Annotated in this window: 23 protein-coding genes and 6 tRNA genes; 1 reads left to right on the forward strand and 28 read right to left on the reverse strand. The window is 40.9% G+C overall.

The annotated features are described in order from the left end of the window. Positions 1-26 precede the first annotated feature (26 nt). From QM408_RS08510 to tgt, 14 genes are all read right to left on the reverse strand, one after another. Positions 27-980 (reverse strand): class I SAM-dependent methyltransferase, encoded by a 954-nt coding sequence (locus QM408_RS08510; protein ID WP_261150713.1) that lies wholly within the window; start codon positions 978-980, stop codon positions 27-29. A 59-nt stretch (positions 981-1,039) separates the two neighbouring features. Further along, positions 1,040-1,627 carry a class I SAM-dependent methyltransferase gene (locus QM408_RS08515; protein WP_261051646.1) on the reverse strand — a complete coding sequence of 196 codons (588 nt, stop codon included), beginning with the start codon at positions 1,625-1,627 and terminating at the stop codon, positions 1,040-1,042. A 32-nt stretch (positions 1,628-1,659) separates the two neighbouring features. Continuing rightward, positions 1,660-2,073: a competence type IV pilus minor pilin ComGG gene (gene comGG, locus QM408_RS08520; protein ID WP_414374242.1), complete on the reverse strand. Its 414-nt coding sequence runs from the start codon at positions 2,071-2,073 to the stop codon at positions 1,660-1,662. Beyond that, positions 2,051-2,512 (reverse strand): competence type IV pilus minor pilin ComGF, encoded by a 462-nt coding sequence (gene comGF, locus QM408_RS08525; RefSeq protein WP_261082544.1) that lies wholly within the window; start codon positions 2,510-2,512, stop codon positions 2,051-2,053. The genes comGG and comGF overlap by 23 nt, the downstream gene beginning before the upstream one ends. Then, positions 2,475-2,777 carry a competence type IV pilus minor pilin ComGE gene (gene comGE, locus QM408_RS08530; protein WP_188111084.1) on the reverse strand — a complete coding sequence of 101 codons (303 nt, stop codon included), beginning with the start codon at positions 2,775-2,777 and terminating at the stop codon, positions 2,475-2,477. Before comGE ends, comGF begins: the two co-directional genes overlap by 38 nt. After that, positions 2,740-3,144, reverse strand: a complete 405-nt coding sequence (comGD, locus tag QM408_RS08535; protein WP_261073538.1) for a competence type IV pilus minor pilin ComGD — start codon at positions 3,142-3,144, stop codon at positions 2,740-2,742. Before comGD ends, comGE begins: the two co-directional genes overlap by 38 nt. Next, entirely contained in the window at positions 3,137-3,463 is a 327-nt protein-coding gene (comGC, locus tag QM408_RS08540; RefSeq protein ID WP_414374245.1) for a competence type IV pilus major pilin ComGC, read from the reverse strand. The genes comGD and comGC overlap by 8 nt, the downstream gene beginning before the upstream one ends. A 1-nt stretch (position 3,464) precedes the next feature. Next, on the reverse strand, positions 3,465-4,481 hold the full coding sequence (gene comGB, locus QM408_RS08545; protein ID WP_125416827.1) for a competence type IV pilus assembly protein ComGB: 1,017 nt from the start codon (positions 4,479-4,481) through the stop codon (positions 3,465-3,467). After that, a complete protein-coding gene (comGA, locus tag QM408_RS08550) occupies positions 4,429-5,370 on the reverse strand; it encodes a competence type IV pilus ATPase ComGA (RefSeq protein WP_414374247.1) in 942 nt (313 codons plus the stop codon). The genes comGB and comGA overlap by 53 nt, the downstream gene beginning before the upstream one ends. A 75-nt stretch (positions 5,371-5,445) precedes the next feature. Then, complete coding sequence (locus QM408_RS08555; RefSeq protein ID WP_000286409.1) at positions 5,446-5,811, reverse strand: DUF1033 family protein; 366 nt, start codon at positions 5,809-5,811, stop codon at positions 5,446-5,448. A 151-nt stretch (positions 5,812-5,962) separates the two neighbouring features. Then, positions 5,963-7,021 carry a zinc-dependent alcohol dehydrogenase family protein gene (locus tag QM408_RS08560; RefSeq protein ID WP_004257473.1) on the reverse strand — a complete coding sequence of 353 codons (1,059 nt, stop codon included), beginning with the start codon at positions 7,019-7,021 and terminating at the stop codon, positions 5,963-5,965. A gap of 162 nt (positions 7,022-7,183) precedes the next feature. Then, on the reverse strand, positions 7,184-8,335 hold the full coding sequence (nagA, locus tag QM408_RS08565) for an N-acetylglucosamine-6-phosphate deacetylase (RefSeq protein WP_001134549.1): 1,152 nt from the start codon (positions 8,333-8,335) through the stop codon (positions 7,184-7,186). A gap of 151 nt (positions 8,336-8,486) precedes the next feature. Beyond that, a complete protein-coding gene (locus QM408_RS08570; protein ID WP_414374250.1) occupies positions 8,487-10,304 on the reverse strand; it encodes an acyltransferase family protein in 1,818 nt (605 codons plus the stop codon). Between the two features lie 100 nt (positions 10,305-10,404). Then, positions 10,405-11,547: a tRNA guanosine(34) transglycosylase Tgt gene (tgt, locus tag QM408_RS08575; protein WP_001285237.1), complete on the reverse strand. Its 1,143-nt coding sequence runs from the start codon at positions 11,545-11,547 to the stop codon at positions 10,405-10,407. A 118-nt stretch (positions 11,548-11,665) separates the two neighbouring features. Here tgt and QM408_RS08580 point away from each other — a divergent pair, with 118 nt between their 5' ends. Further along, a complete protein-coding gene (locus QM408_RS08580; RefSeq protein WP_261073534.1) occupies positions 11,666-12,523 on the forward strand; it encodes a DUF975 family protein in 858 nt (285 codons plus the stop codon). A gap of 25 nt (positions 12,524-12,548) precedes the next feature. Here the strand turns inward: QM408_RS08580 and pcp are convergent, their stop codons facing one another. The 14 genes from pcp to QM408_RS08650 form a co-directional block, all read right to left on the reverse strand. Next, entirely contained in the window at positions 12,549-13,193 is a 645-nt protein-coding gene (gene pcp / locus QM408_RS08585; RefSeq protein WP_045610982.1) for a pyroglutamyl-peptidase I, read from the reverse strand. A gap of 112 nt (positions 13,194-13,305) precedes the next feature. Next, positions 13,306-13,668: a DUF1304 domain-containing protein gene (locus QM408_RS08590; protein ID WP_020903678.1), complete on the reverse strand. Its 363-nt coding sequence runs from the start codon at positions 13,666-13,668 to the stop codon at positions 13,306-13,308. 10 nt (positions 13,669-13,678) lie between these two features. Beyond that, positions 13,679-14,104: a MarR family winged helix-turn-helix transcriptional regulator gene (locus QM408_RS08595; RefSeq protein ID WP_020903677.1), complete on the reverse strand. Its 426-nt coding sequence runs from the start codon at positions 14,102-14,104 to the stop codon at positions 13,679-13,681. 315 nt (positions 14,105-14,419) lie between these two features. After that, positions 14,420-15,622, reverse strand: a complete 1,203-nt coding sequence (locus tag QM408_RS08600) for a LysM peptidoglycan-binding domain-containing protein (protein ID WP_414374252.1) — start codon at positions 15,620-15,622, stop codon at positions 14,420-14,422. 159 nt (positions 15,623-15,781) lie between these two features. Beyond that, positions 15,782-16,408: an HAD family hydrolase gene (locus QM408_RS08605; RefSeq protein WP_020903674.1), complete on the reverse strand. Its 627-nt coding sequence runs from the start codon at positions 16,406-16,408 to the stop codon at positions 15,782-15,784. A 3-nt stretch (positions 16,409-16,411) separates the two neighbouring features. Beyond that, on the reverse strand, positions 16,412-17,692 hold the full coding sequence (locus QM408_RS08610) for an MATE family efflux transporter (RefSeq protein WP_020903673.1): 1,281 nt from the start codon (positions 17,690-17,692) through the stop codon (positions 16,412-16,414). A gap of 60 nt (positions 17,693-17,752) precedes the next feature. Further along, positions 17,753-19,237 (reverse strand): threonine synthase, encoded by a 1,485-nt coding sequence (gene thrC, locus QM408_RS08615; RefSeq protein ID WP_414374255.1) that lies wholly within the window; start codon positions 19,235-19,237, stop codon positions 17,753-17,755. A 75-nt stretch (positions 19,238-19,312) separates the two neighbouring features. Beyond that, positions 19,313-20,590 (reverse strand): glutamate-cysteine ligase family protein, encoded by a 1,278-nt coding sequence (locus tag QM408_RS08620; RefSeq protein WP_261018174.1) that lies wholly within the window; start codon positions 20,588-20,590, stop codon positions 19,313-19,315. Positions 20,591-20,697: 107 nt separating this feature from the next. Continuing rightward, positions 20,698-20,781 (reverse strand) — tRNA-Leu (locus tag QM408_RS08625). A 9-nt stretch (positions 20,782-20,790) separates the two neighbouring features. Beyond that, a tRNA-Gln gene (locus QM408_RS08630) sits at positions 20,791-20,862 on the reverse strand. A 13-nt stretch (positions 20,863-20,875) separates the two neighbouring features. Next, positions 20,876-20,948, reverse strand: a tRNA-His gene (locus QM408_RS08635). A 14-nt stretch (positions 20,949-20,962) separates the two neighbouring features. After that, positions 20,963-21,033 (reverse strand) — tRNA-Trp (locus QM408_RS08640). 4 nt (positions 21,034-21,037) lie between these two features. Then, positions 21,038-21,118: transfer RNA gene (locus QM408_RS08645), tRNA-Tyr, on the reverse strand. A gap of 12 nt (positions 21,119-21,130) precedes the next feature. Next, a tRNA-Phe gene (locus QM408_RS08650) sits at positions 21,131-21,203 on the reverse strand. Between the last annotated feature and the right edge of the window lie 51 nt (positions 21,204-21,254).

Below are 21,254 nucleotides of genomic sequence, written 5' to 3' on the forward strand. Positions count from 1 at the left end.
TTTCATCTATTATAACAAAATCTATTTTATATTTCAGTACCTTGAGTCCATTTTTGAAAATTTTCTTTAAATTTCATTAAAACACTTGCATCTTGCAAGCTAGCAAGTGGATAAACAAAAGGATCTACTGCTATTTCATTTTTCTTCTGTAAGATAAAAATCGTCTTGGATTGTTTAGCACTGGCAAAAAGATTTTCAGGCAAACTAATCATGGCAGTCAGACTCGCCTCCTCTTTCAACCAGCCTTTCAACAAGTCACTTTGAGGACTGGTCAACAAATAACTCGGAGCGAGAAAAATAGCATATCCATCTGACTTGAGATACTTAAGCCCTTGTTCCATGAGCAAGTGATGGGCGTAGGTATGTTCTTGGCTAGAAGCAACTTGATGGCGCGACGCAACGGCATCATCAGGATAATAGCCGACAGGCAAGTCGCTGATGACCACGTCGCTTTCTTTGAGCATTTGTGGACGAACGGCATCTCCTTGGACAAAGCCAGCCTGCAAACCAATTACATCTGCCATACTAGCTGCCAAATCAATCAGCAAATCGTCCACTTCCATTCCCAAGTAATCCACCTTTTTATCAAGCGAGGTCAAGAAAGTAGCCCCCAGAATCCCCATCCCGGAACCCATTTCGAGGATAGTGATTTCCTCCTCTTTAAACAATTCTTCTACAATAAACACCAAAAGTAAAGCAATGGCATCTGGCGTAAACTGGTGATTGGCCTGTAGGGGCTCTGTCTGCCCAGCCTTCATCAAGAGAAACTGGTAGGTCTTGAGCCATTCTTCTTTGCGAAGCGCTAAGCGTTTAAGGGCCTGATTGTTCTCTTTGACCTGTTTTAGCTCCGTCTCACCATCCAGATAGATGCTGTTTTGCTCCACCAAGGCGTCATAAAAATTGGTCGCCAAATCACTTTGGATGACTTGGACATTCTCTAGTAAATAGGTATAAGCTTGTTCAATTTTTTCAAAATCCATATTCCTATCTTACCAAATTTCCCTTCTTTTTTCCATCCTTATAAAAAATCACTCCCTGACTAGGCGAGTGATTTTTGGGCTACTGTTAAAAAGAGTTCTGAGTAATTTCCTTGAAACAGATCTTCAGCGCTATAGAGGATCTGACTATGCACAGATGAAAAACCGTGCTGAATTAGCTTGGTTTCCAGTTCAGCCAATTCAAATCCATGATGGTTAGCTTCTGTCTTGGTAAAATCAGCAAGTAAAAGTTGTCCGTTTTCTCTCAAATATTGATGAAACAGTGAGAGAGCCACATCCACATCAGGCATATGATGAAGAACCCGACAAACAACAATGAGATCAAACTCTTGCTTCAAGGGTTTTTCCAGTAAATCTTGCTCCAAAAACTGGATATTCTTGATGTCTTGTTGCTCCGCTTTCAAACGAGCTTGCTCCAGCATTTTCTCCGAAATATCCACCAATGTTACAGACTTGGCCTGCTTGGCTAGGGTCAAGGTTAACAGCCCCGTCCCTCCACCGAAATCCAAAATTTCTTTGTCTGATAGAAGATCAATCTGTTTCTCGACTGCTTGACAAACCAAGTTTGCAAGGAAGATATTTTTAGGTGAATCAAAAGTTTCTGCTTTATGGTTAAAATCATGTTTCATATTTTTAGTTTAGCACAAAGTAGCTTGATTGGCTAGGAATTCTCTTTCTTTTCAGGCTTCTCTTCTGATTTTTTCTTCTCCACTTTTTCGCTTGAATCGGTCGCTACCTCTTCCTTTTTATCTGTTTTCTCTTCTTTGATTTTGACTGAAGGAAACAGAAACTCATATTGACTCTTAGACGTACGAACCGTCGTCACCAAGCTTATTTTCTTATTTTGATAACTCACCTGACCCAGATTAAAGGACTGTTCCCCACTTTCTTGCTCAACCTTATCTTTGGTTCGCTTAGCCATGGCAAAAGCAATCAGCTTTTCTTTATTTAAAGCATAGTCTTGATAGTGAGCGACTTGTCGGTTCAAGTAAAATTGTAACAAAAGACTAAAAATGGCTGCCATGGTGACTGCATAGAGGAGAACACCTGCCTTAACTTTTTTCTTTTTCCACACGATAGATGAACTCCCTTTCTAAGCCTTTTTGGAACTGGAAACGAAAACGCACCAGTTGGTTGTCCTCTGTAATCTGAGCTGATTTGAGTCCATAAATCATAGGCTGATATCCTCGTCCACTAGCATCAGTTTTCCGAAAATCATCCGATTTGGATTTACCCATAGCGATATCCTTGCCATCTTGCTTCATATAGAGGCGATTGCCCTCCACTTTTTCGAACTGCGAACGGTCTAATTCTGTCTCCAACTGGTCCACAAACAAGAGCCACTCCTTTTGCTCGCTTTGCTGCTGGTAGCGAACTTCTGAAATGAGGAGCTGACTCATGGCTTGAAAAAGGAGTAAGCTTCCACTAATGACAATGAGGGCAATCAGTGATTCCAACAAGGTGAAAGCCTTGACCTTATGGCTCTTTGATAGCCAACAACTGTTCTGAGCCATAGTAGACCTCCAATCCCTTTTCACTAGAAAACACCTGAATCTCAACTCCGTTGATGTTTACCTGATTTTGACCTGTCTGCAAGGCCATCTTAGCTACCCTCAAGACTTCTTCCTTTTGCAAGATTTTTGCTTCTTCTTGCCTATTTTTCTGAATTTGTCCCAAAAGGAGGGTTGCAATGCTGGCAAAGATAGCTAGAGCGACTACTGCTTCCAGTAAAATTACTGCCCTAATTTTTTGTTTCCTTAATGCGTTTAATTTTTCCATTTCCTAGATATAACTGATAGCGAATCGTTCCTTTACTGGTCTGAAATTCAACCTTAGCCAGGGACGAATTGCCCCCAGCTCGGTCAAATGTGATACTTTGTCCCAATGGTGCTTGAATTCCTTTAGGAACTGTCAGCTTTTGACTGTCATTACTAATGGTCTGTCCGTCTAAGTTTAGACTAGTCTTTTGCTGACTGGCTACACTGCGTTTTTGAGTTTCCCGATAGAGTTCTTCAAACTCCATAAAGAAAATCTGCTCCTCTACTGCCGCAAAACTAGACTGAACAGAACCTGACAAAGCCAAGGCAAGGATACTCACAAGACCCAAAACCAAGAGACTTTCCAGCATGGTAAATGCCTTAATCATTGACTGTACGATTTTTTCCTCCATTTTTTGTATAGTATTCATTATAGGCTTTAGCCTGCTCTTCTGTGATTCGCCCATCTGCTTGTAACTTACTTAGGCTAGCATCTTCATTTTTATCCAAGCTATAAAGTTCTGCCTGACTTTCCACCACCTTAACAACAGCAGCTTTTCCCTTGTCGTTGACTGCTTCTTTTTGCTTGGTCAAATTAGGTACAAAGAGCAAGAGAAGCACGCTGATGATGAGCAAGACCACCAACATTTCCACAAGCGTGAAAGCTTTAACCTTAGCTTTTTTCAAGAATGTCATCATTTTTTTCATTTTAAAAATTTACCTCCATATTTTGATACATGGGCATGAGCATTGCCGCATAAAGTAAAACGATAATCAGAGCCACAAAGATAAAGACCAGTGGCTGCACCAAATTCATGGTGCGGTTGACTCGGGTAAAAAAGGCTTCCCAAGTTTTTTCAGCATAGATTTCCAACTCACTACCCAGCTTGGACTTGACTTCCCCATACTCGATGATGAGACTCAATTCCTTCCTAAAGAAAGGATAGGTTCCTATCGTCTGAGAAAATTCGCGACCATTTTGGAGAGCTTGAGCCAGATCTTGACCGATTTCTTTAAAGAGCTGGGAACCTTGTTCCTGCATGATCTGAAAAATCTGCGTCAGCTCCATTCCCTGCGAAATCATATTCCCCCACTCACGCGCATAATAGGCTGTCAAATAGGTCTGCACAAAGATTCCAAGAAAAGGAATGCGTGCTAGGATAGAAAAGACGCGCATCTTAGAACTTCTTTTATAAAAAGTTAGTGCTAAAAGGGTAAGTAGAGAAACAAACCCTACCATGCCTAGAAAAATTTGTGGCAGATTTCCGATAATTTGGGTGGCAATATTACTACTATCCAGTTGTGGTAGTAGATAATTCCGTAGCCCCAGCATGATTAAGAGAAGAAAACCCAGCAAAATCAAAGGATAGGTTGCTACTTCAATTAATTTTTTCTTGACCTTGGCTAGATTGTCTAGATACTCTTCTATCTTTCCCAAACTCAGGTGGAGATTTCCATGGACTTCCGCTAGGGATAACTGAGTGACAATGGCATTTGAAAAGCCCAAACTTTCCATCATTTCTGAGAATGATTTCCCCTGAGACAAGTCCGTGCGCATCTGGGTCACACATTGCTTGTCCAATAAGGCACTCCTATCTAAAAAGGAGATGGTCTCCACTAGATGAAAACCGCTAGAAAAGAGATTGTTAAACAAGGTGATGATATCTTTTTGCTTAGCTGTAGCTAATTTTTTCCGTTTCAGCCTGAAGACTTGTGATATGTCCATCTTCAAGAAGCTGGTCAATCTGTTCATTCCAGCTAGTTGGCTGGTGTTCTTGATAGTCTTTGTTTGCAAAGTCAACAATTCCTCCTCCCCCGATTAATCTCTGATAGCAGACTCCCTGCAGAACGACTGCCAATTCCTCCTCACTCACACCCAACTCCAACAGGCGCTCATAAACACCTCGAATACTCTTGGCATGAATGGTTGAAAAGACTGTCGCCCCTGTCAAACTAGCTCTGACCACTGCACGCGCCGTCTCGCTGTCCCGAATTTCTCCGATAATCAAGAGATCTGGTCGATGACGTAGGGAAAGTTTGATGAGATTTTCATAGGTTAGTCCAATCGCCTCATTCAACTGCAACTGGAGCATGTCGTCCTGCTTGATTTCGACAGGATCTTCGATGGACATAACTTGCTGTCCTTTAAAGAGAGATTTAGCCAATTCGTGCATTAAGGTTGTCTTACCACTGCCGACTGGACCAGCAAAAAGATAGAGTCCCCGTTGCCTGTACTGCTTGCCCAGTTCTTCAATATCCTGAAACCAAAAATGCAAATCCTGCTCCTCATCATGCAACAAGCGAATAACTAAACTCTCATGCCCTCGATAATCGCCTACAGTAGATAAACGTAGGGACGCCATCTTCTGGTCATATTCATAATCACAAGAACCTAGCTGACTACGTCGCTTTTCTCCCACATTCATACCCGCCACAAACTTAAAGTGGCTGATGACGGCCGCAAACTTTTCAAAATCATAACAACCGATTTTACAACGCTCGTCTCCTATCCTCATATGAAGCTCATAGGCGTCTAACTTAGGGACAAAATAAATATCCTGCGCCCCTTTTTTCCGGGCCGAACGAATGATTTCTTGTGCAATTTCTTGAACCATACTTACCTCCTCACCTATACTATTCGCAAAGAGTTGGAAAAAATAAAAAAGCAACTCCAAAAAAGTTACTTTTCTCTATTTTAATTTCATACGGCAAGAACGATGCCTTTCCTGACCAGTTTGTTTTTCATAGCCTGGGCGTAGTTTTTCATCTGGAATAACCTGCTCATCCTGCAAAAGAGCCAACGAATGGTATTGTTGTAAATACTCATCACATTCATCGCACCAGCGTTGGTCTTCTGGGTCCCAAAAAATGGTCATCAAGTCGCTTCTACTTTTATAAAGAGGGGATTCTTGCTCCAATCTAAACCAGCAAGTTTTGTAGTATTTGAGAGCATCATAATACTGGTCAAATTTCTTACTTGCTACAATATCTTCTTCCCAACCTTCTAAGAACCACCAGGGTTCAAAATCTCCATACATTTCTATAACACGATACATATTCATTCAATTCCTTTGTATCGTATATTATAACTAATTCCGCCAGACAAGGAAAGAAATATGCTCATTTCTTAATTTTTTTGATAAAAAATCCAGCCATACTATGATGACTGAATTTCTATTTGCTTATGTTCCAAAATCTTGTTACTACCTAGGCTTCAGAAATATCGTTTTCAATAATGACCTTGATTGCATGGTGGTCTGCTGCCTTACTGAATACTTCATAAGCTTTTTCAATTTCACTGAGTTTGAAATAATGGGTTACCAATTTTTCTGGTTCAATCTTATGACTTTCAAGAGCTTTCAACAATTGTGGAGTTGTATTTGTAGATACCAAACCAGTTGTTACATTGATGTTGCGAATCCAAAGTTTATCTAAATCGAATTCAACTGGTTTACCATGTACACCACAGTTAGCAACTGTTCCGTCTACACCGATAATCTTTTGACAGAAATCAAATGTTGCAGGAATACCAACAGCTTCGATAGCGACATCCACACCACGACCATCTGTCAAATCATAAATTTCTTTAATCGCTTTTTCAGGGTCTGAAGAATTAACCTTATGAGTCGCACCAAATGATAGGGCAGTTTCCAAGCGGTTATCGTCTAAATCCACCATAATCAATTTAGCTGGTGAATAGAATTGGGCTGTCAAAAGAGCAGCCAATCCAACAGGTCCTGAACCAATAATGGCTACACTACAACCAGGTTCTACTTTCCCTTTCAAGACACCAATTTCATACCCAGTAGGCAGAATGTCTGATAGCATAACCAAGGCTTCATCTGACAAGTCTTCTGGAGTGTGGTAAAGAGTGTTATCTGCATGAGGGACACGTAAATATTCAGCCTGCATACCATCAATCAGGTGACCGAAAATCCAGCCCCCTTCGTCTTCACAGTGGGCATAAATTCCTTTTTTACAGTAGTAGCATTTACCACAGGCACAGACACAAGAAATCAAGACCTTATCGCCTTTTTTGAAGTTCGAAACTCCTTCCCCAACTTCTTCAACAATCCCAATCCCTTCGTGACCAAGAATGGTACCACTTTGGCAAGCAGGAACATCCCCTTTGATAATATGGAGGTCTGTTCCACAAATAGTAGTTTTTACGATACGCACAATAGCGTCTGTTGGCTTGCGAAGCACTGGTTTGTCTACATCAACAAAAGAAGCAAGTCCTGGTTTAACATAAGTATAGGCTTTCATAAAGCATTCCTCCGTTTTTTTATTTGTACTATTTATAATATAATTGTAAGCCTTTTCATTTGTTTCTTCAAGTTTTTTTGTGATTTTTTTAACTTTTTTATTTACCGGTAAAGCAATATAGATAAAAAAGCAGAAGCTAATCTCTAACTTCTGCTTTTTCTCTTATGCTTGATAACGTTTCACACCATCTAGATAGGTTGCTACCAATTCCAAATCTTTATCTAATACGATAAAGTCCGCATCATAACCTTCACGGATTTGACCACAGACATCATCAATGTGAACAGATTTTGCTGGGTTAAGGCTAGCCATCATGACTGCTTCGTGTGGATTCGCAATACCCCACTCGACTACATTTCTCATACCATCTTTAAGTTTGAGGATAGAACCTGCCAAATTACCAGTAGATTTGAGACGTGCAGTTCCATTTGCTACTACAACAGGGAATTCTCCCAACATATAGTCACCGTCTTCAAGCCCACCAGCTGTCATACAGTCCGTAATAAGAGCGATGTTTTCTGTCCCCTTTTGCTTAAGTAAAATCTCACAAGCTTTTGGATCTACGTGATAACCATCACAAATCAATTCTGCGTAAGTATGTGGGAGCTCATACATAGCTCCTACCATACCTAGTTCGCGGTGTGTTAAACCACGCATCCCATTATAGGCATGTACCCATACACTAGCTCCAGCATCAACTGCCTTCTTAGCTTGTTCAAATGTCGCATCTGAGTGTCCAAGTGCAACTGTCACACCTTCACCTGTAATAGTACGTACAAAATCTTCCACCCCATCACGTTCTGGTGCAATAGCGATTTTATTTAGCATCCCTTTTGCAGCATCCTGCCAAGAATGAAACTCCTCAACACCCGGGTCTCTCATATAAGTTGGATTTTGTGCCCCCTTAAAAGTTTCTGTGAAATATGGACCTTCATAATAAATCCCACGAATCTTAGCACCTGTTGCTTCTTTATAATGGTTTCCAAGATTTTCAGTGACTGCAAGCAATTGCTCATAAGTGGCTGTTAAAGTTGTGGGCAAGAAACTGGTAACACCGGTACTAAGAAGTCCTTCACTCATAGTATGCAATGTACCTTCAATGTTGTTGTCCATCACATCTACACCTGCATATCCATGAATATGAGTATCCACAAGACCTGGTGCAATGCTATAACCAGTATAGTCAAGAACCTCTGCTCCTTCAGGAATTTGATCCACATGTTTCCCAAATTTGCCATCAACAAGTTCTAAGTACCCACCGCGACGAATGCCAAATGGATAGAAAAACTGATCCGCTTTAACGTAATTAGGCATAATAATGACCTCCTTAAAAGATTACTTTTGATATTTATTATGTCAATTACATTATAAACCTTTCTGATTCATTTGTAAATGGTATAGACCTATTTTCTAGAGATATTTTAAAAGAGCTGGATTTCTCCAACTCTTCTCTTTTTAATACAAGTTATTTTGATTTGACTGGCTTGTCTTGAGCTGTTTGCAAGGCTGTAGCAATGGTATCTGCATACAATTTAGCTCCTGCTTCAATCTTACTATTGTCACTTCCAAAATGGACTTGGTCTGTTCCTGTCCAGATCTCTGGATGTTCCTTAGCAACTTGATTCCAATCAGCAATGGTGATATAAGGAGTCTTCTCTGCCAATTCTCTCATATAGGCAGCAGCCTTCTCAACGATGGCATAGGTCTCTTTTGTCTTATCTCCCTCATAAGGAGTCACCAAAACCATATGGTGGCCCTTAGGAAGATTTTTTACGATACTGTCCCAGTCATCCTTGTAATTTTCAGGATTATTTACCCCTGTTGCAATGACCACCATCTTAGGTAAAAATTTATTCTGGCTATTGTTGAGCATGATTTCGTTGGCGGTCTTGGTTGTTCTGCTGACTTGTGCATTAATCTGTGCCCCTGGAAGGGCTGTCTGCAATGCTGTATTTGCCCTTAAGGCCACCGAGTCACCAATTAACATAGTGCCATCAGCAATCCCCAAACTGTTTGCATCTGCCCGTTCTGTCATCACCTTGGTCTGGCTAATATTTGTTGCAGCTTGCTTCAAACCATTGACAGTTAAGTCTGTCTCAAACGCTCCCACTTGTGGTGCCAACAAAGTCACTAAGAGGACAATGAACGCCAAGATTCCTGTACTTGTCGCAAGAATTGCGTGAATATAAGGCAGGGGACGAATAGTTTGTAAAATAGGTGTGTTCTTGCCTGCAATCCACGGCTCCAATACATAAAATGAAAGACTGGCAAATCCATAAGAACAAATCAAAGTCAGTAACACAGCAAGAAGATTTGATGTCAACTGTGAGAAAATGATATAGAAAGGCCAATGGAAAAGATAAACCGCATAGCTAGTATCCGCTAAAAAGCTGATAATCTTTGGCTCCTGCATGTTAGGAGTCTTTTCATGTAAGACACGCGCCGCCAGAATCATAGCAAGGGCTGCAAGGCTGGCAAGCAAGAAGCCCATAAGATAGGCAAAGAGATAGGTAAATTTGACAAAGAAGGTCAAAATGAGTAAGAATCCAAAACCTCCTCCAAAAACCAAAAGGGTCTTGCGTAAATCCCAGATTTTATCCAATTGCTTAACTAGGGAAGTCGTCTGACGAACGCCTACAATCGTTGCTAACACACTTCCCAAAAAGAATGGATAGATATGAGTTAAACTGGAGAAGTAAACAGAAGAATAAGAAGTTACTAGAAAACTACCAATAAACATAGAGAAGAAGCTGATCAAGAAGGCAGCAGCAGACAAGAGAAAGACCATTCCCTTCAACTGACCATTTGATTTAGCCTGTTTGGATAAGAACCAAACTGCCAAGCCCCAGAGGATATAGTAGTGAACCTCAACAGCCAAGCTCCAATTATGAACAAACAAATGAGGAATGAACTGAGATTCATAACTTCCTCCTGTTAGAAGTTCATAGAAGTTGGTCATGAAGCCTAAGACACCCGCAATTTGACCCCCAATTCCAGCCACATAATCTTGGCGAACTAGAAAGGTAAAGGGCATGGTTACCAAGACCATCAAAACCACAGGTGGTACGATACGATAAAAGCGTCTCCTAAAAAATCCAACCAAATCAATTTCATGATTTTTAGAAAATTCTTCGATAAGTAGAGCTGTAATCAGGAAACCTGAAAATGTAAAAAAGACATCTACCCCGAAAAATCCTCCAGGAAAGATCGTCTGAAAGAAATGATACAAGAGTACCAAAAGTAAACCTGTAATCCTAATCAAGGAAAACCATTTAATACGCATACGAGTTTATTCTCCCTTTCATTGTACACTTTATTCTATCAAAAAAAGAAGAAAAATCCCAAGAGAAAACTTAGGATTTTTAGCTTATATCTATTCCAGTTTAAAAATTACGGCCTGACTTATTATAGCCATATTTTTCTACAAAATACTCACGGAATTCTAAGAGATTGTCATCCATGATGGCTTGTCGCACTTGCTTCATCAGGTTAAGCAAGAAGTAAAGATTGTGATAGCTAGTCAAGCGAATACCAAAGGTTTCATCAGCCTTGAGCAGGTGACGAAGGTAGGCGCGTGTATAGTTCTTACATGTGTAGCAATCACACTCAGGATCCAGTGGTGTAAAGTCCTCAGCAAACTGGGCATTTTTGACAACCAAACGTCCCTGACTGGTCATACAAGTCCCATTACGAGCGATACGAGTCGGCAAGACACAGTCAAACATATCTACACCACGAATCACCCCATCAATCAAGCTATCTGGCGCTCCCACACCCATCAAATAGCGAGGTTTATTTTCAGGTAGCAGTTGGGTTGTGAAGTCCAAGACGGCATTCATCTCTTCGTGGGTTTCTCCAACTGCTAAACCACCAATAGAGTAGCCTGGGAAATCCATGCTGACAAGGTCGTGAGCCGATTGACGGCGAAGATCTTCAAATCCAGCCCCCTGCACAATCCCAAATAACCCTTGGTCATGCGGACGACGGTGAGCCTTCAAACCACGCTCAGCCCAACGGCTGGTACGCTCGATTGATTTCTTAACGTAGTCGTAAGGTTGATAAAACTGAGGACATTCGTCAAAGGACATCATGATGTCTGAGCCCAAATTATTCTGAATAGAAATGGCTTTTTCTGGGGACAAGAACATCTTAGAACCATTGAGATGGTTTTTAAAGGTTACTCCTTCTTCTGTGATATTACGGCTATCTGCTAAGGAATAAACCTGAAAACCACCACTATCTGTCAAGATAGGCTGGTCCCAATTCATGAACTTGTGGAGACCACCTGCGCGTGCGATGAGTTCATCTCCAGGACGAAGCCAGAGATGATAGGTGTTTGACAGGATAATTCCCGAACCCATCTCCTTCAATTCTTCAGGCGACTGAGTTTTGACAGTGGCTTGTGTCCCAACTGGCATAAACATAGGTGTTGGGAAGGTACCGTGGGGAGTGATGATTTCTCCCAGACGAGCTCCCGTGTGTTTTTCTTTCTTAATCAAACGATATTTGATTGGTGAATCTGACATTTTTTACCTCCGAAGCTGGGAAAAACAGTCCCAGTTCATACTTTGTGCCCAAGGGCATACTGTATGATTTTATCAAAAAAAGCTGGAACTGTCACGAACTATGGTGTATAATGAGAGAATGAAATACCCAAAAATTGATTTAAAAACCATTCGTCTGCAAGCTAGACAATTTCAGGCTGAAAATCCCCGTCTCTTTCTCGTCTATCTCTTACCTAGCATGCTGATCATTTTGTCTGGCTTCCTCAATCCCTTAGAGCGCATCAACGAGAGTGTTTTAGAACAACCCTTTTTAAGCGTGTTTGGCCATGTATTCCAAGCCTACCTTTTTCCTCTATTAGTCTCCTTTATCGGAACAATACTTCTGACCAGTTCAGTCTATACAACGCTGAAACTCATCAAGAATCCAGATACAGAACTATCCGTCAAAAATAGTCTCACTCTCTTTAACGAAGAGCACTTTTCACAAACCTTTTTGACTCTTCTCCTCAAACGTTTCTATCTCTTCTTATGGAGTATTCCTAGTTTGCTTGGAATTTACTTTCTTTTTTACAGTAGCTTTCTAGCAAAGAAATTCGTAGTTCTTCATCCTGAGTTTCCCAATCTGGATCTCACGTCAATTGAAACTGAGCGTTTCCTCATGACCTTTGGTCTTTACTTTCTAGCAAGTATCCTCTTGATGATTGTCGGAAATAGTCTCTATATCCCACAATACTATGCCTATTCGCAGGTAGAATTTCTCCTCTGTGATACCCTAGACTTAGGACAAGCTAAACCAGGACAAATCCTAAAAACCAGCCGTTTCCTGATGAAAGGCTACAAATTTCAGCGCTTTATTCTAGACCTACAACTCCTTCCTTGGTACTTCCTCAATTGGATTACTTTTGGAATTGCTAGTTTCTCACTCCTACCCTACATTCAAATCAATAAAATAATTTTCTACCGGGCAGTACTGGCTCGAAAACGTCCAAAAGCTTGAAGGTTTCCCCTCAAGCTTTTTTCTATCAATGAGTTTCTCCGCCTACCAACTTGAGATCCTGATCTCCATGTTCTATAATAGCCCCGATTGCCGCTTCTATCCCTCGCCTAATATCCACTAAACTCATAGCTGGAGTAGTCGGTCGATTCACCACCTGTTCCATCATATAAGGAATATGCATAAAACCTGCCTTAACATGTGGAAATTTTTTTTCTACCAAATAGAGGGCCTGATACATCAAATGATTGCAGACAAAAGTACCTGCCGTATTGGAAACAGAGGCCGGCAATCCCTCTTTTTTTATAGCTTGAACCATCGCTTTAATCGGCAAACTACTAAAGTAGGCCGGAGCACCATCTGGGCGAATGGGAAGGTCAATCGGTTGATTACCTTCGTTATCCGGGATGCGTGCATCGTCTTGATTAATGGCCACTCGTTCAGGCGTCAAACTAGATCTTCCACCTGCTTGGCCAATACAAAGGACAAAGTCAGGTTGATAACGGTTTATCTCTTCTTCCAATACTTGGGCCGATTTGTGAAAGACTGTCGGCACTTCTAGCCAACGGACCTCAGCGCCATGGATTTCAGCTGGTAAACCTTTAACGGCCTCCAAGGCTGGATTTACCTTCTCCCCTCCAAAGGGCTCAAAACCTGTCACTAATACTTTCATTTCTAACTCCTCAAAACCAATTTAATGAAACTATTTTCTTAAAAACAAGTATAACATATTTCCCTTATTCTGGATTGAAAAGGATTAGCGAGATTAGAATCGACCTTCAAATTTATTTAAAAAGGAAAATGCTAATCAAGGCTAAAATAGCTGGTCCACCTTGCTTCAAAATAATTTTCTTATCTGCTGTAAGAGAGCCATAAGCCGCAGCCCCAATCACAAATAAGACAAAAATAGTCACAATTTCTAAATTCTGTGAGAAATAAATCCCATACAAGAGAAAGACTCCTAGTAGAGCATTATAAATCCCTTGATTTTTAAACAATGACCTTACAGACGGACGAGCCAGTTCTTCCTTTTCCATGTTAAAGACACGACTGGTTGCATCTGATTGCGTTGCAATACTTTCCAAATAAAAAATGTAAAAATGCTCCAAAGCAACAATCGTTGCTAAAATGATTGTAATAATTGACATCTATTTCTCCTTAAATTTCTATATTCTCAATCCACAAAACCAATTTATTTAATAAACGGTTGAGTTCTGTTTTTTCAGATTCTGTTAAGATACTTTCCATCTCTTCCTTAACCTTGATATGCTTCAGAGGGGGATTCACCACTAACTGCTCCTTGGCATACTTCGTAGCCTCTACCAACACTTCCCGCTGATTTTCAGGATTACGATGACGCTCCACCAAACCTTCCTTTTCCAGAATTTTGAAATGTCGGGTCAAAGCAGCCTGATCAATCTTCAAACGCTCCTGAACCGCTATTTGATTACAAGGGGAATGCTTCAGCAAAAACAGTAAAATCTGATACCGTGTCAAACTAATCCCAAGTCTTTTTTCAAACAATTGCGTACTCGCTTGCTCAGACAAGCGGAGTTGATAAAGCAGATCTTGAATCTCTATCATTTCTTTCTCCTATCTTGATTTATCAATAGTTGACTAATCAATTGTGTTATAAAGTAAAATTGATTGCAAGAATGTTGCTTCAATCATTACAAAATGGTAACTTCCATTTTCCATTCATATTGATACTCAATGAAAATCAAAGAGCAAACTAGGAAGCTAGCCGTAGGTTGCTCAAAGCACAGCTTTGAGGTTGCAGATAAAACTGACGTGGTTTGAAGAGACTTTCGAAGAGTATGACAAAGAAAAACGAACGAGACTTACTTCCAATCATGAAAGCTAGATCTCATTCGTCAAAATGATATTACCAAGTCTGGTTTATCCATTCATTGAAACGTGAACGTGATCATAGTGATTTTCTGTCACGCTACCACGGTCTGGCATTGGGTTCCAAGTATTAGCTGGCCCATATTTGCTATCGAATGGAGCATAGAAACGTTGTTTCCAAATAATGTAACTAATTCCACGGCTGGCCATGTTTTGAATAGCGTATTCCGCAATCTTATCCCCTAATTCTGAGCTTTCTGGTACCATAAAGTCGATAGCCAAACCTTTTCCGTGATCTCCACTGTCTCCTGGACGGTAACCACTAAAGGATGTGATGCCAAACAAGTTAGCAATTTCTTCTTTAAAGGCCGCTGTTTGTGGTTGAAGGCCTGCATTTTCAGATTTCGCTACCGCAAGTCCAGCATAATCGGGCGCTGCTGGAGCTGCGTAAGTTGTTGAAACTGTTTTCTTCTCTTCTGGTTGATAAGTAGAAACTGCTGTTGTAGCTTCATTTGATGAGGCTTCTTTTAATTCTTCTGAACTTTTTGCAGTTGTTTCGATTGCTGTTTCTTCTGTTGGAGTTGTAGTTTCTTCCACTGTTGAAACATCTTGTGGGCTTGCTTGAGTTTCATTTTTCTCAGCTGAAGTCGTTGCCTGAGGAGCTGCTTCTGCAACTGCACTACTTGTTTCGGCTGTTTGCTCCTCTGACGTTGAAGTATTTGTAGATGGTGCTACTTCTTCTGCAGTAGCAACTGTCTCTGCAACTTCTGAATTTGTTGCTACTTCTTTTGTACTTGTAGTTTCTACCGCTTTTGGCGCTTCTGCAATCGGTTGAGAAAGGTCTGCAACCTGAACAGTTTGATCATCTACGGTCACTTGATTGGTTGTCAAATCTGCTGTCGCAGTTGTCACCTCTTCACTAGAAGCCGCTTGAGGTGTTTGGATTTCAACTTCTGTTACTTCTTCTGCTTCATTGACGGTCGTTGTCAAAACAGTTTCTGGGAAAATCAAGTCCATATTAGTGATTTTATTCAAATTCGCAAGAACTGTGACATCTACACCCAAGGCTTCTGCAATGGTGATCAAGGTATCACCATACTGAACGGTATAACTTGTTTTGTTGTCCGTTTTAGTCAAATCGTTTTGGATTTGCTCAACACTACGTGCAGTCCAAAGAACTTCTTCTGCTTGAGTTGCCAATACTGGGGCAAATGACAAGGCTACTGTTGAAGCTAATAATATTCTTTTCTTCATTCTTTCCTATTCCTTTCAAATGAGTACCTGTCTATCATAACACAAAAAATGCAGAAAAAAAGCCCTCTCGGGCCTATTTAACAGAACTGTCTATTCCTTGTAACAAACTTGGTTACTTGAAATAGTTTGTTAGGTCTCTGTCACAAAACTGACACAATCTTATCGTTCCCAATCCCCAAAAATATAAGGAATATCTGCTAACCCTTGAATCCTATGATTTCCTTCATAAGTCGACTCTAAAAAGTTGATACTTTGAATCCCACTATTCTGGGCAAATTCCACATCCAGAGTCCGATCCCCTATATAATAGGTCTTCTCAGAATCCAACTGATACTTGCCTAACAGATAGTTAGCCGCTTCTGGACTTGGCTTCCGCACAAAACCACTCTGACTGGTTAAAATCTCTGTAAAATAAGATTCCAAACCCAAGTCTCTGAGAATGGTACGAGCATTGTCTCCCTTATGAGTGTAAACAAACTGCTGAATTCCTGATTCCTCTGCCCAAGCTAGCACATCACGCGCACCTGGCATCAAAACTACCTGAGCATTCTTCTCAGCCAAACTCTGGGCACGCACCTGATTTAGCATTTCCACATCCAGCTTTCTCTCTTCTGCCACCTGCACAAGTAAATCCTGCACAGAAAACTTGAGAATAAACTCCCTCACCTGCTCCTTATCATAAGGAATAGAAAACTGAGCAAAAGTTTCCTCAATTCCTGATAAAATCGCTTCGTAAGAATCCAATAAAGTCCCATCTAAATCCCAAATAAAAGCTGTTTTTTGCATTTCCTATCCTTTCAAGCTCATATAACGCTGGTAACGGTAACGTAGAAATAACCAACGAAAACCATTATCCAAAAGGGTTCCGGCCCAAATACCGGGCAAGCCCCAACCAAGCACAATCCCCATCAGATATCCTGTTCCAATGCGGATACACCACATTCCTATACTTGTCGCATAAAAGGGAAGCCGAGCATTGCCCAAACCCTGCCAGACTGCTGTATAGATGACTGTTCCTATCGTCATAGGAGTACCAAGTAGTGAAAAAAGTGTCACTAGCACACTAGCCTCCACCGCTAGAGAATCAGTCGTATAGAGATGAGTTAGTGGTATACCCAAGGCATAGACACTAAGCGTCAAGGGCAACATGAGAAGCAGAGAAAGCCAAAAGGTTTGCTTGCTCAAATTAGCTACTCTTTCCCAATTATCCTCTCCAACTGCTCGAGCTACCAGCATGACCGTTGCAGTAGCGACGCCAAAGGCAGGCATATAGTTAAACTGGGTCAAGACTTCTCCGACTGCATTTCCAGCCACCGCCTCCGTTCCAAAAGAAACAACCAAGGCAATGATCACGACATCTCCAGCCCTCATCATGAGCCTCTCTCCAGCTGCTGGCAACGCTAAGGTCAATAGTTCCTTATCTAAACCAAAAGTCGGTTTCTCAAAAGGCAACTTTAATTGCGACCATAAAATCACAAGACCTACCAAACGAGACAGAATTGTCCCCCAAGCAACACCAGCTATCCCCATATCCAGAACAAAAATAGCTAGACTTGAAAAAAGAATATTCAAGGCATTGGATAAAAAACTAACATAGAGAGGCAGACGTGGATTATGCGTTGCACGAATCAAGGCTCCCAGACTAGTCATTAAACCTAAGAGAACAATCGATCCGCCTACCAAAGATAGGTAGAGTCCACCACTCTCAGCTACATCTCTCTCCGTCCCCAAAAGTCCTATCATCTCTTTCCCAGCGAAGATGGACAAAAATCCTAAAAGGAAACTTAATAGTAAGGTAATCTTCAATGCCTCAGTCACATGATAGGCTAGCATAGATTGATCCTTCTGCCCCAAATTTTTTGAAATAACACTGGAAATAGCAGCTCCCAGAGCGATGAAAATCGCCTGATAAATCGTGATAATATTGCCAGCTACTGATACACCCGAAATAGCTATCAAGCCCAAGTGGGCTACTAAGTAACTATCCACCATCCCCATGAGCATCTGCAAAAAATTTTCGCCCATAGCTGGCAAGGCAATATTAAGAATGTCTTTATTTTTCTTAAACAATCCTTCCTCCTGATGAAAAGAAACTCAGTTGGTTTCCCAACCGAGTTTACTCCCTCTGTCTTAAAGTCCTAGATAAGCCTCCACCGCTGCTTGCATATCAGTAGCTGCCACGGTTGTCTTGTGACGAACTGGAGATGTTTCAAGGCCATCAACTGCTGGTGGTACTGCAACACCTGAAATTTCATGTAATTGAGCCAAGGCTTCAAAGTCTGTTAAACCTACTTTCCCTGTTACAGCCTCTACTGCAACCACTGGGAACTTGTATGGACTAGCTGTTGAAGCAATCACCGTCTTAGTCGCATCTCCAGTAGCTACTTGGTATTTTTTATAAACTGCTGAGGCAACCGCCGTATGTGGATCCTCGATATAAGAATCTGACTCATAAACACGCTTGATTTCTGCCGCTGTTTCTTCCTCAGTCGCATATTCAGCTGCAAAGAGGTCCAGAATATCTGCATCAAAGTCTGTCAACTCATATTGTCCTTGCTTGTTCAAGGCATTCATGAGTTCAGCTGTTTTAACCGCATTATTCCCCAAAAGATGGAAAATCAAACGCTCCAAGTTTGAAGATACCAAAATATCCATAGATGGACTAGTAGTCACTTTAAACTCACGTTTCTTGTCGTAAACACGTGTCTTGAAAAAGTCTGTCAAAACATTGTTGTCATTTGAAGCACAGATTAATTTGCCAACTGGTAGACCAATTTGCTTAGCATAAAAGGCAGCCAAGATATTTCCAAAGTTTCCTGTTGGTACTGTGAAGTTGACCTTATCACCAGCCACAATCTCACCAGTCTTAACCAACTGAGCGTAGGCATAAACATAATAAACAATCTGTGGCACCAAACGACCAATATTCATAGAGTTTGCAGATGAAAATTGCAAGTTGTTGTCCGCTAATCTTTCACGAAGAGCCACATCATTAAACATATGCTTCACATTTGTTTGCGCATCGTCAAAGTTACCATCAATAGCGATAACATGAGTATTATCACCAGTCTGAGTGGTCATTTGCAACTCTTGAACCTTGCTGACACCATCCTTTGGATAAAAGACGATAATCTCAGTTCCAGGCACATCCGCAAACCCTGCCATAGCAGCTTTCCCAGTATCACCAGATGTCGCTGTTAAGATGACAATCTTGTTCTCCAAACCATGCTTCTTAGCAGCTGTTGTCATAAAGTATGGCAAAATAGACAAGGCCATATCCTTAAAGGCAATTGTTGAACCATGGAACAGTTCCAAATTGTATTGGCCGTCTAATTTCACCAAAGGCGCTATAGCTGGAATATCAAACTTGCTATCGTAGGCATTGTTGATACAGTAGTCCAACTCTTCAGCTGTAAAGTCATCTAAAAATGCTGACAAAACAATCTTAGCAACTTCCTGATAAGAAGCATATTTCAATTTGTCAAAGTCCAAATCTACCTTTGGATAAGTAAGTGGTGTAAATAAACCACCATCCGTCGCCAAACCTTGCAAAATAGCTTGGCTAGCAGTTACTGTATTTTTCGCATCACGCGTTGATTGATAAACTAATGTCATTACTCTCTATCCTTTATCTATAGTCTCTTCAATTATATCATGATTTTTCAGAAAATTCTCGCTTTATAAGAAAAATTATAGATTCAATTCTTCTTTCAAAGGCTGTAAGTAGGTCATTTCTTGCTTATTTCTCATCTCCAGTCCTTCCTCAGCTAGCTGGAGTAAGTCTTTTGAAAACTCTATTATCGCAGTTTCTTCCTGTTCTGTAAGCTTTTTCTTAGAAAATTGTCGTCTTAAAAACTTGTAATTACGACCAAATTCTTTAGAGAAAGGTGCTGCTTCTAAGTAAGCTTCTAACTTATCTAAATTAACCAACAATCCTAAGTGAAAAGCTGCTGAAGCGAAGGTTCTATCTAGAGGTTGAGTACACACACTACGAAACTCAACCGTTCCTCGAGTCGTTAAGTCTTGGTACTGATAACTACGATGGGTTTCAAAATCCTTCTCTTGAGGATAAATAATAATCTCATCCCCATTAAGTGCATATGCTTGGATTTCAGGTGTAGCCAAATAGTCCCTTGCCTGAATCGGATAAAAATAATAGGTTTGTTCATCACGTTCCGCAGTAAAAATTGCAGAATGATCTAGATAATCAAAAAAATCATCCTCATCTTTAAAGAGCCTAGCATTGACACCAACATTCTCTGGATATATACCATGCATCGATTCTTCCCAGAAAATATCCCTTGAAATTTTCGTATCCCAATTCTCACCTGAAAACTCAGAATTGGCAAGTAAATAAGCCTTAGCCCCTTCAATTTGGGTAAAAGCATTAATCACTCGTAAGTAGTTAGACTTTGAAACATCCAACTGAACCTGACTCCCACAGATAAAAGCACCATATTCAGGGAAATGATGCAAGTCTGATTCAGCCATATTTCTACTCAAATTCAAATAGTCCACTAACATCTGATAACGTGGATAAGCAACTGGAGTATTCTCATTTTTATTCCAGTTGGGATGAATACCGCAGCCAACGATAGCATGATTGGATTCGCCTAATTTTCTCTGAATTACATCCATATAATTATTAAAACGATTTTCGACCTCTTGAATTGTTTCAGCCTTACCAAATGCAAACTCAATCGTAGTATAGGAAACTTCAAATAAAATAACATCCTGACTTGCTGGCTCCACTAACTGAATAGGAGTCCCAAAATCATCAACCTTTTCGACAGTAAAATCCAAAGCAGAAACTAAATATCGGAATAAGTACTTGATAACTTCAACATCTGTAGCATCCCCTTCCAAGTTTACAACAGGATATTCCAGCTCAATCCCGACAAACAATTCAGGATTTTCTTTAATATTTTTCAAATACCGATGTTTTAATAAATCGATAGAACGAGACATACTTCCCTACACTTTCATAATCTAAATAAAATTTGAATAACTATTATTATACCAAAAATAATATAAAAAAGGAACGAAGATTTACAACGTTCCTTAACTCTATACTATACCGGCGGCCGGGGTCGAACCGGCACGTCCTTGCGGACACTGGATTTTGAGTCCAGCGCGTCTGCCAATTCCGCCACGCCGGCAAATAGTAACTGGGGTAGCTGGATTCGAACCAACGCATGAGGGAGTCAAAGTCCCTTGCCTTACCGCTTGGCTATACCCCAATAATATAAAATAGGCGAGTGATGGGGATCGAACCCACGCATGCCAGAGCCACAATCTGGTGTGTTAACCACTTCACCACACCCGCCATAATTCTATTAACACGGGCAGTAGGAATTGAACCCACACTGAAGGTTTTGGAGACCTTAGTTCTACCTTTAAACTATGCCCGTAAAATGGAAGGGGAGGGATTCGAACCCCCGAACCCGAAGGAGCGGATTTACAGTCCGCCGCGTTTAGCCTCTTCGCTACCCTTCCAAAATATATAAATGGCGCGAGACGGAATCGAACCGCCGACACATGGAGCTTCAATCCATTGCTCTACCAACTGAGCTACCGAGCCTTATTGCGGGAGCAGGATTTGAACCTACGACCTTCGGGTTATGAGCCCGAC

The sequence above is a fragment of the Streptococcus mitis genome (genome assembly GCF_047464965.1).
GTDB lineage: Bacteria > Bacillota > Bacilli > Lactobacillales > Streptococcaceae > Streptococcus > Streptococcus mitis_DU.

Excerpts from the sequence above, each read along its gene's own strand:
- QM408_RS08510 (WP_261150713.1), bottom strand. The coding sequence starts at position 980 with ATGGATTTTGAAAAAATTGAACAAGCTTATACCTATTTACTAGAGAAT.
- QM408_RS08515 (WP_261051646.1), bottom strand. The coding sequence starts at position 1,627 with ATGAAACATGATTTTAACCATAAAGCAGAAACTTTTGATTCACCTAAA.
- comGF (WP_261082544.1), bottom strand. The coding sequence starts at position 2,512 with ATGGCTCAGAACAGTTGTTGGCTATCAAAGAGCCATAAGGTCAAGGCT.
- comGE (WP_188111084.1), bottom strand. The coding sequence starts at position 2,777 with ATGGAAAAATTAAACGCATTAAGGAAACAAAAAATTAGGGCAGTAATT.
- comGD (WP_261073538.1), bottom strand. The coding sequence starts at position 3,144 with ATGATTAAGGCATTTACCATGCTGGAAAGTCTCTTGGTTTTGGGTCTT.
- comGC (WP_414374245.1), bottom strand. The coding sequence starts at position 3,463 with ATGAAAAAAATGATGACATTCTTGAAAAAAGCTAAGGTTAAAGCTTTC.
- comGB (WP_125416827.1), bottom strand. The coding sequence starts at position 4,481 with ATGGACATATCACAAGTCTTCAGGCTGAAACGGAAAAAATTAGCTACA.
- comGA (WP_414374247.1), bottom strand. The coding sequence starts at position 5,370 with ATGGTTCAAGAAATTGCACAAGAAATCATTCGTTCGGCCCGGAAAAAA.
- QM408_RS08555 (WP_000286409.1), bottom strand. The coding sequence starts at position 5,811 with ATGTATCGTGTTATAGAAATGTATGGAGATTTTGAACCCTGGTGGTTC.
- QM408_RS08560 (WP_004257473.1), bottom strand. The coding sequence starts at position 7,021 with ATGAAAGCCTATACTTATGTTAAACCAGGACTTGCTTCTTTTGTTGAT.
- nagA (WP_001134549.1), bottom strand. The coding sequence starts at position 8,335 with ATGCCTAATTACGTTAAAGCGGATCAGTTTTTCTATCCATTTGGCATT.
- QM408_RS08570 (WP_414374250.1), bottom strand. The coding sequence starts at position 10,304 with ATGCGTATTAAATGGTTTTCCTTGATTAGGATTACAGGTTTACTTTTG.
- tgt (WP_001285237.1), bottom strand. The coding sequence starts at position 11,547 with ATGTCAGATTCACCAATCAAATATCGTTTGATTAAGAAAGAAAAACAC.
- QM408_RS08580 (WP_261073534.1), top strand. The coding sequence starts at position 11,666 with ATGAAATACCCAAAAATTGATTTAAAAACCATTCGTCTGCAAGCTAGA.
- pcp (WP_045610982.1), bottom strand. The coding sequence starts at position 13,193 with ATGAAAGTATTAGTGACAGGTTTTGAGCCCTTTGGAGGGGAGAAGGTA.
- QM408_RS08590 (WP_020903678.1), bottom strand. The coding sequence starts at position 13,668 with ATGTCAATTATTACAATCATTTTAGCAACGATTGTTGCTTTGGAGCAT.
- QM408_RS08595 (WP_020903677.1), bottom strand. The coding sequence starts at position 14,104 with ATGATAGAGATTCAAGATCTGCTTTATCAACTCCGCTTGTCTGAGCAA.
- QM408_RS08600 (WP_414374252.1), bottom strand. The coding sequence starts at position 15,622 with ATGAAGAAAAGAATATTATTAGCTTCAACAGTAGCCTTGTCATTTGCC.
- QM408_RS08605 (WP_020903674.1), bottom strand. The coding sequence starts at position 16,408 with ATGCAAAAAACAGCTTTTATTTGGGATTTAGATGGGACTTTATTGGAT.
- thrC (WP_414374255.1), bottom strand. The coding sequence starts at position 19,237 with ATGACATTAGTTTATCAATCAACGCGTGATGCGAAAAATACAGTAACT.
- QM408_RS08620 (WP_261018174.1), bottom strand. The coding sequence starts at position 20,590 with ATGTCTCGTTCTATCGATTTATTAAAACATCGGTATTTGAAAAATATT.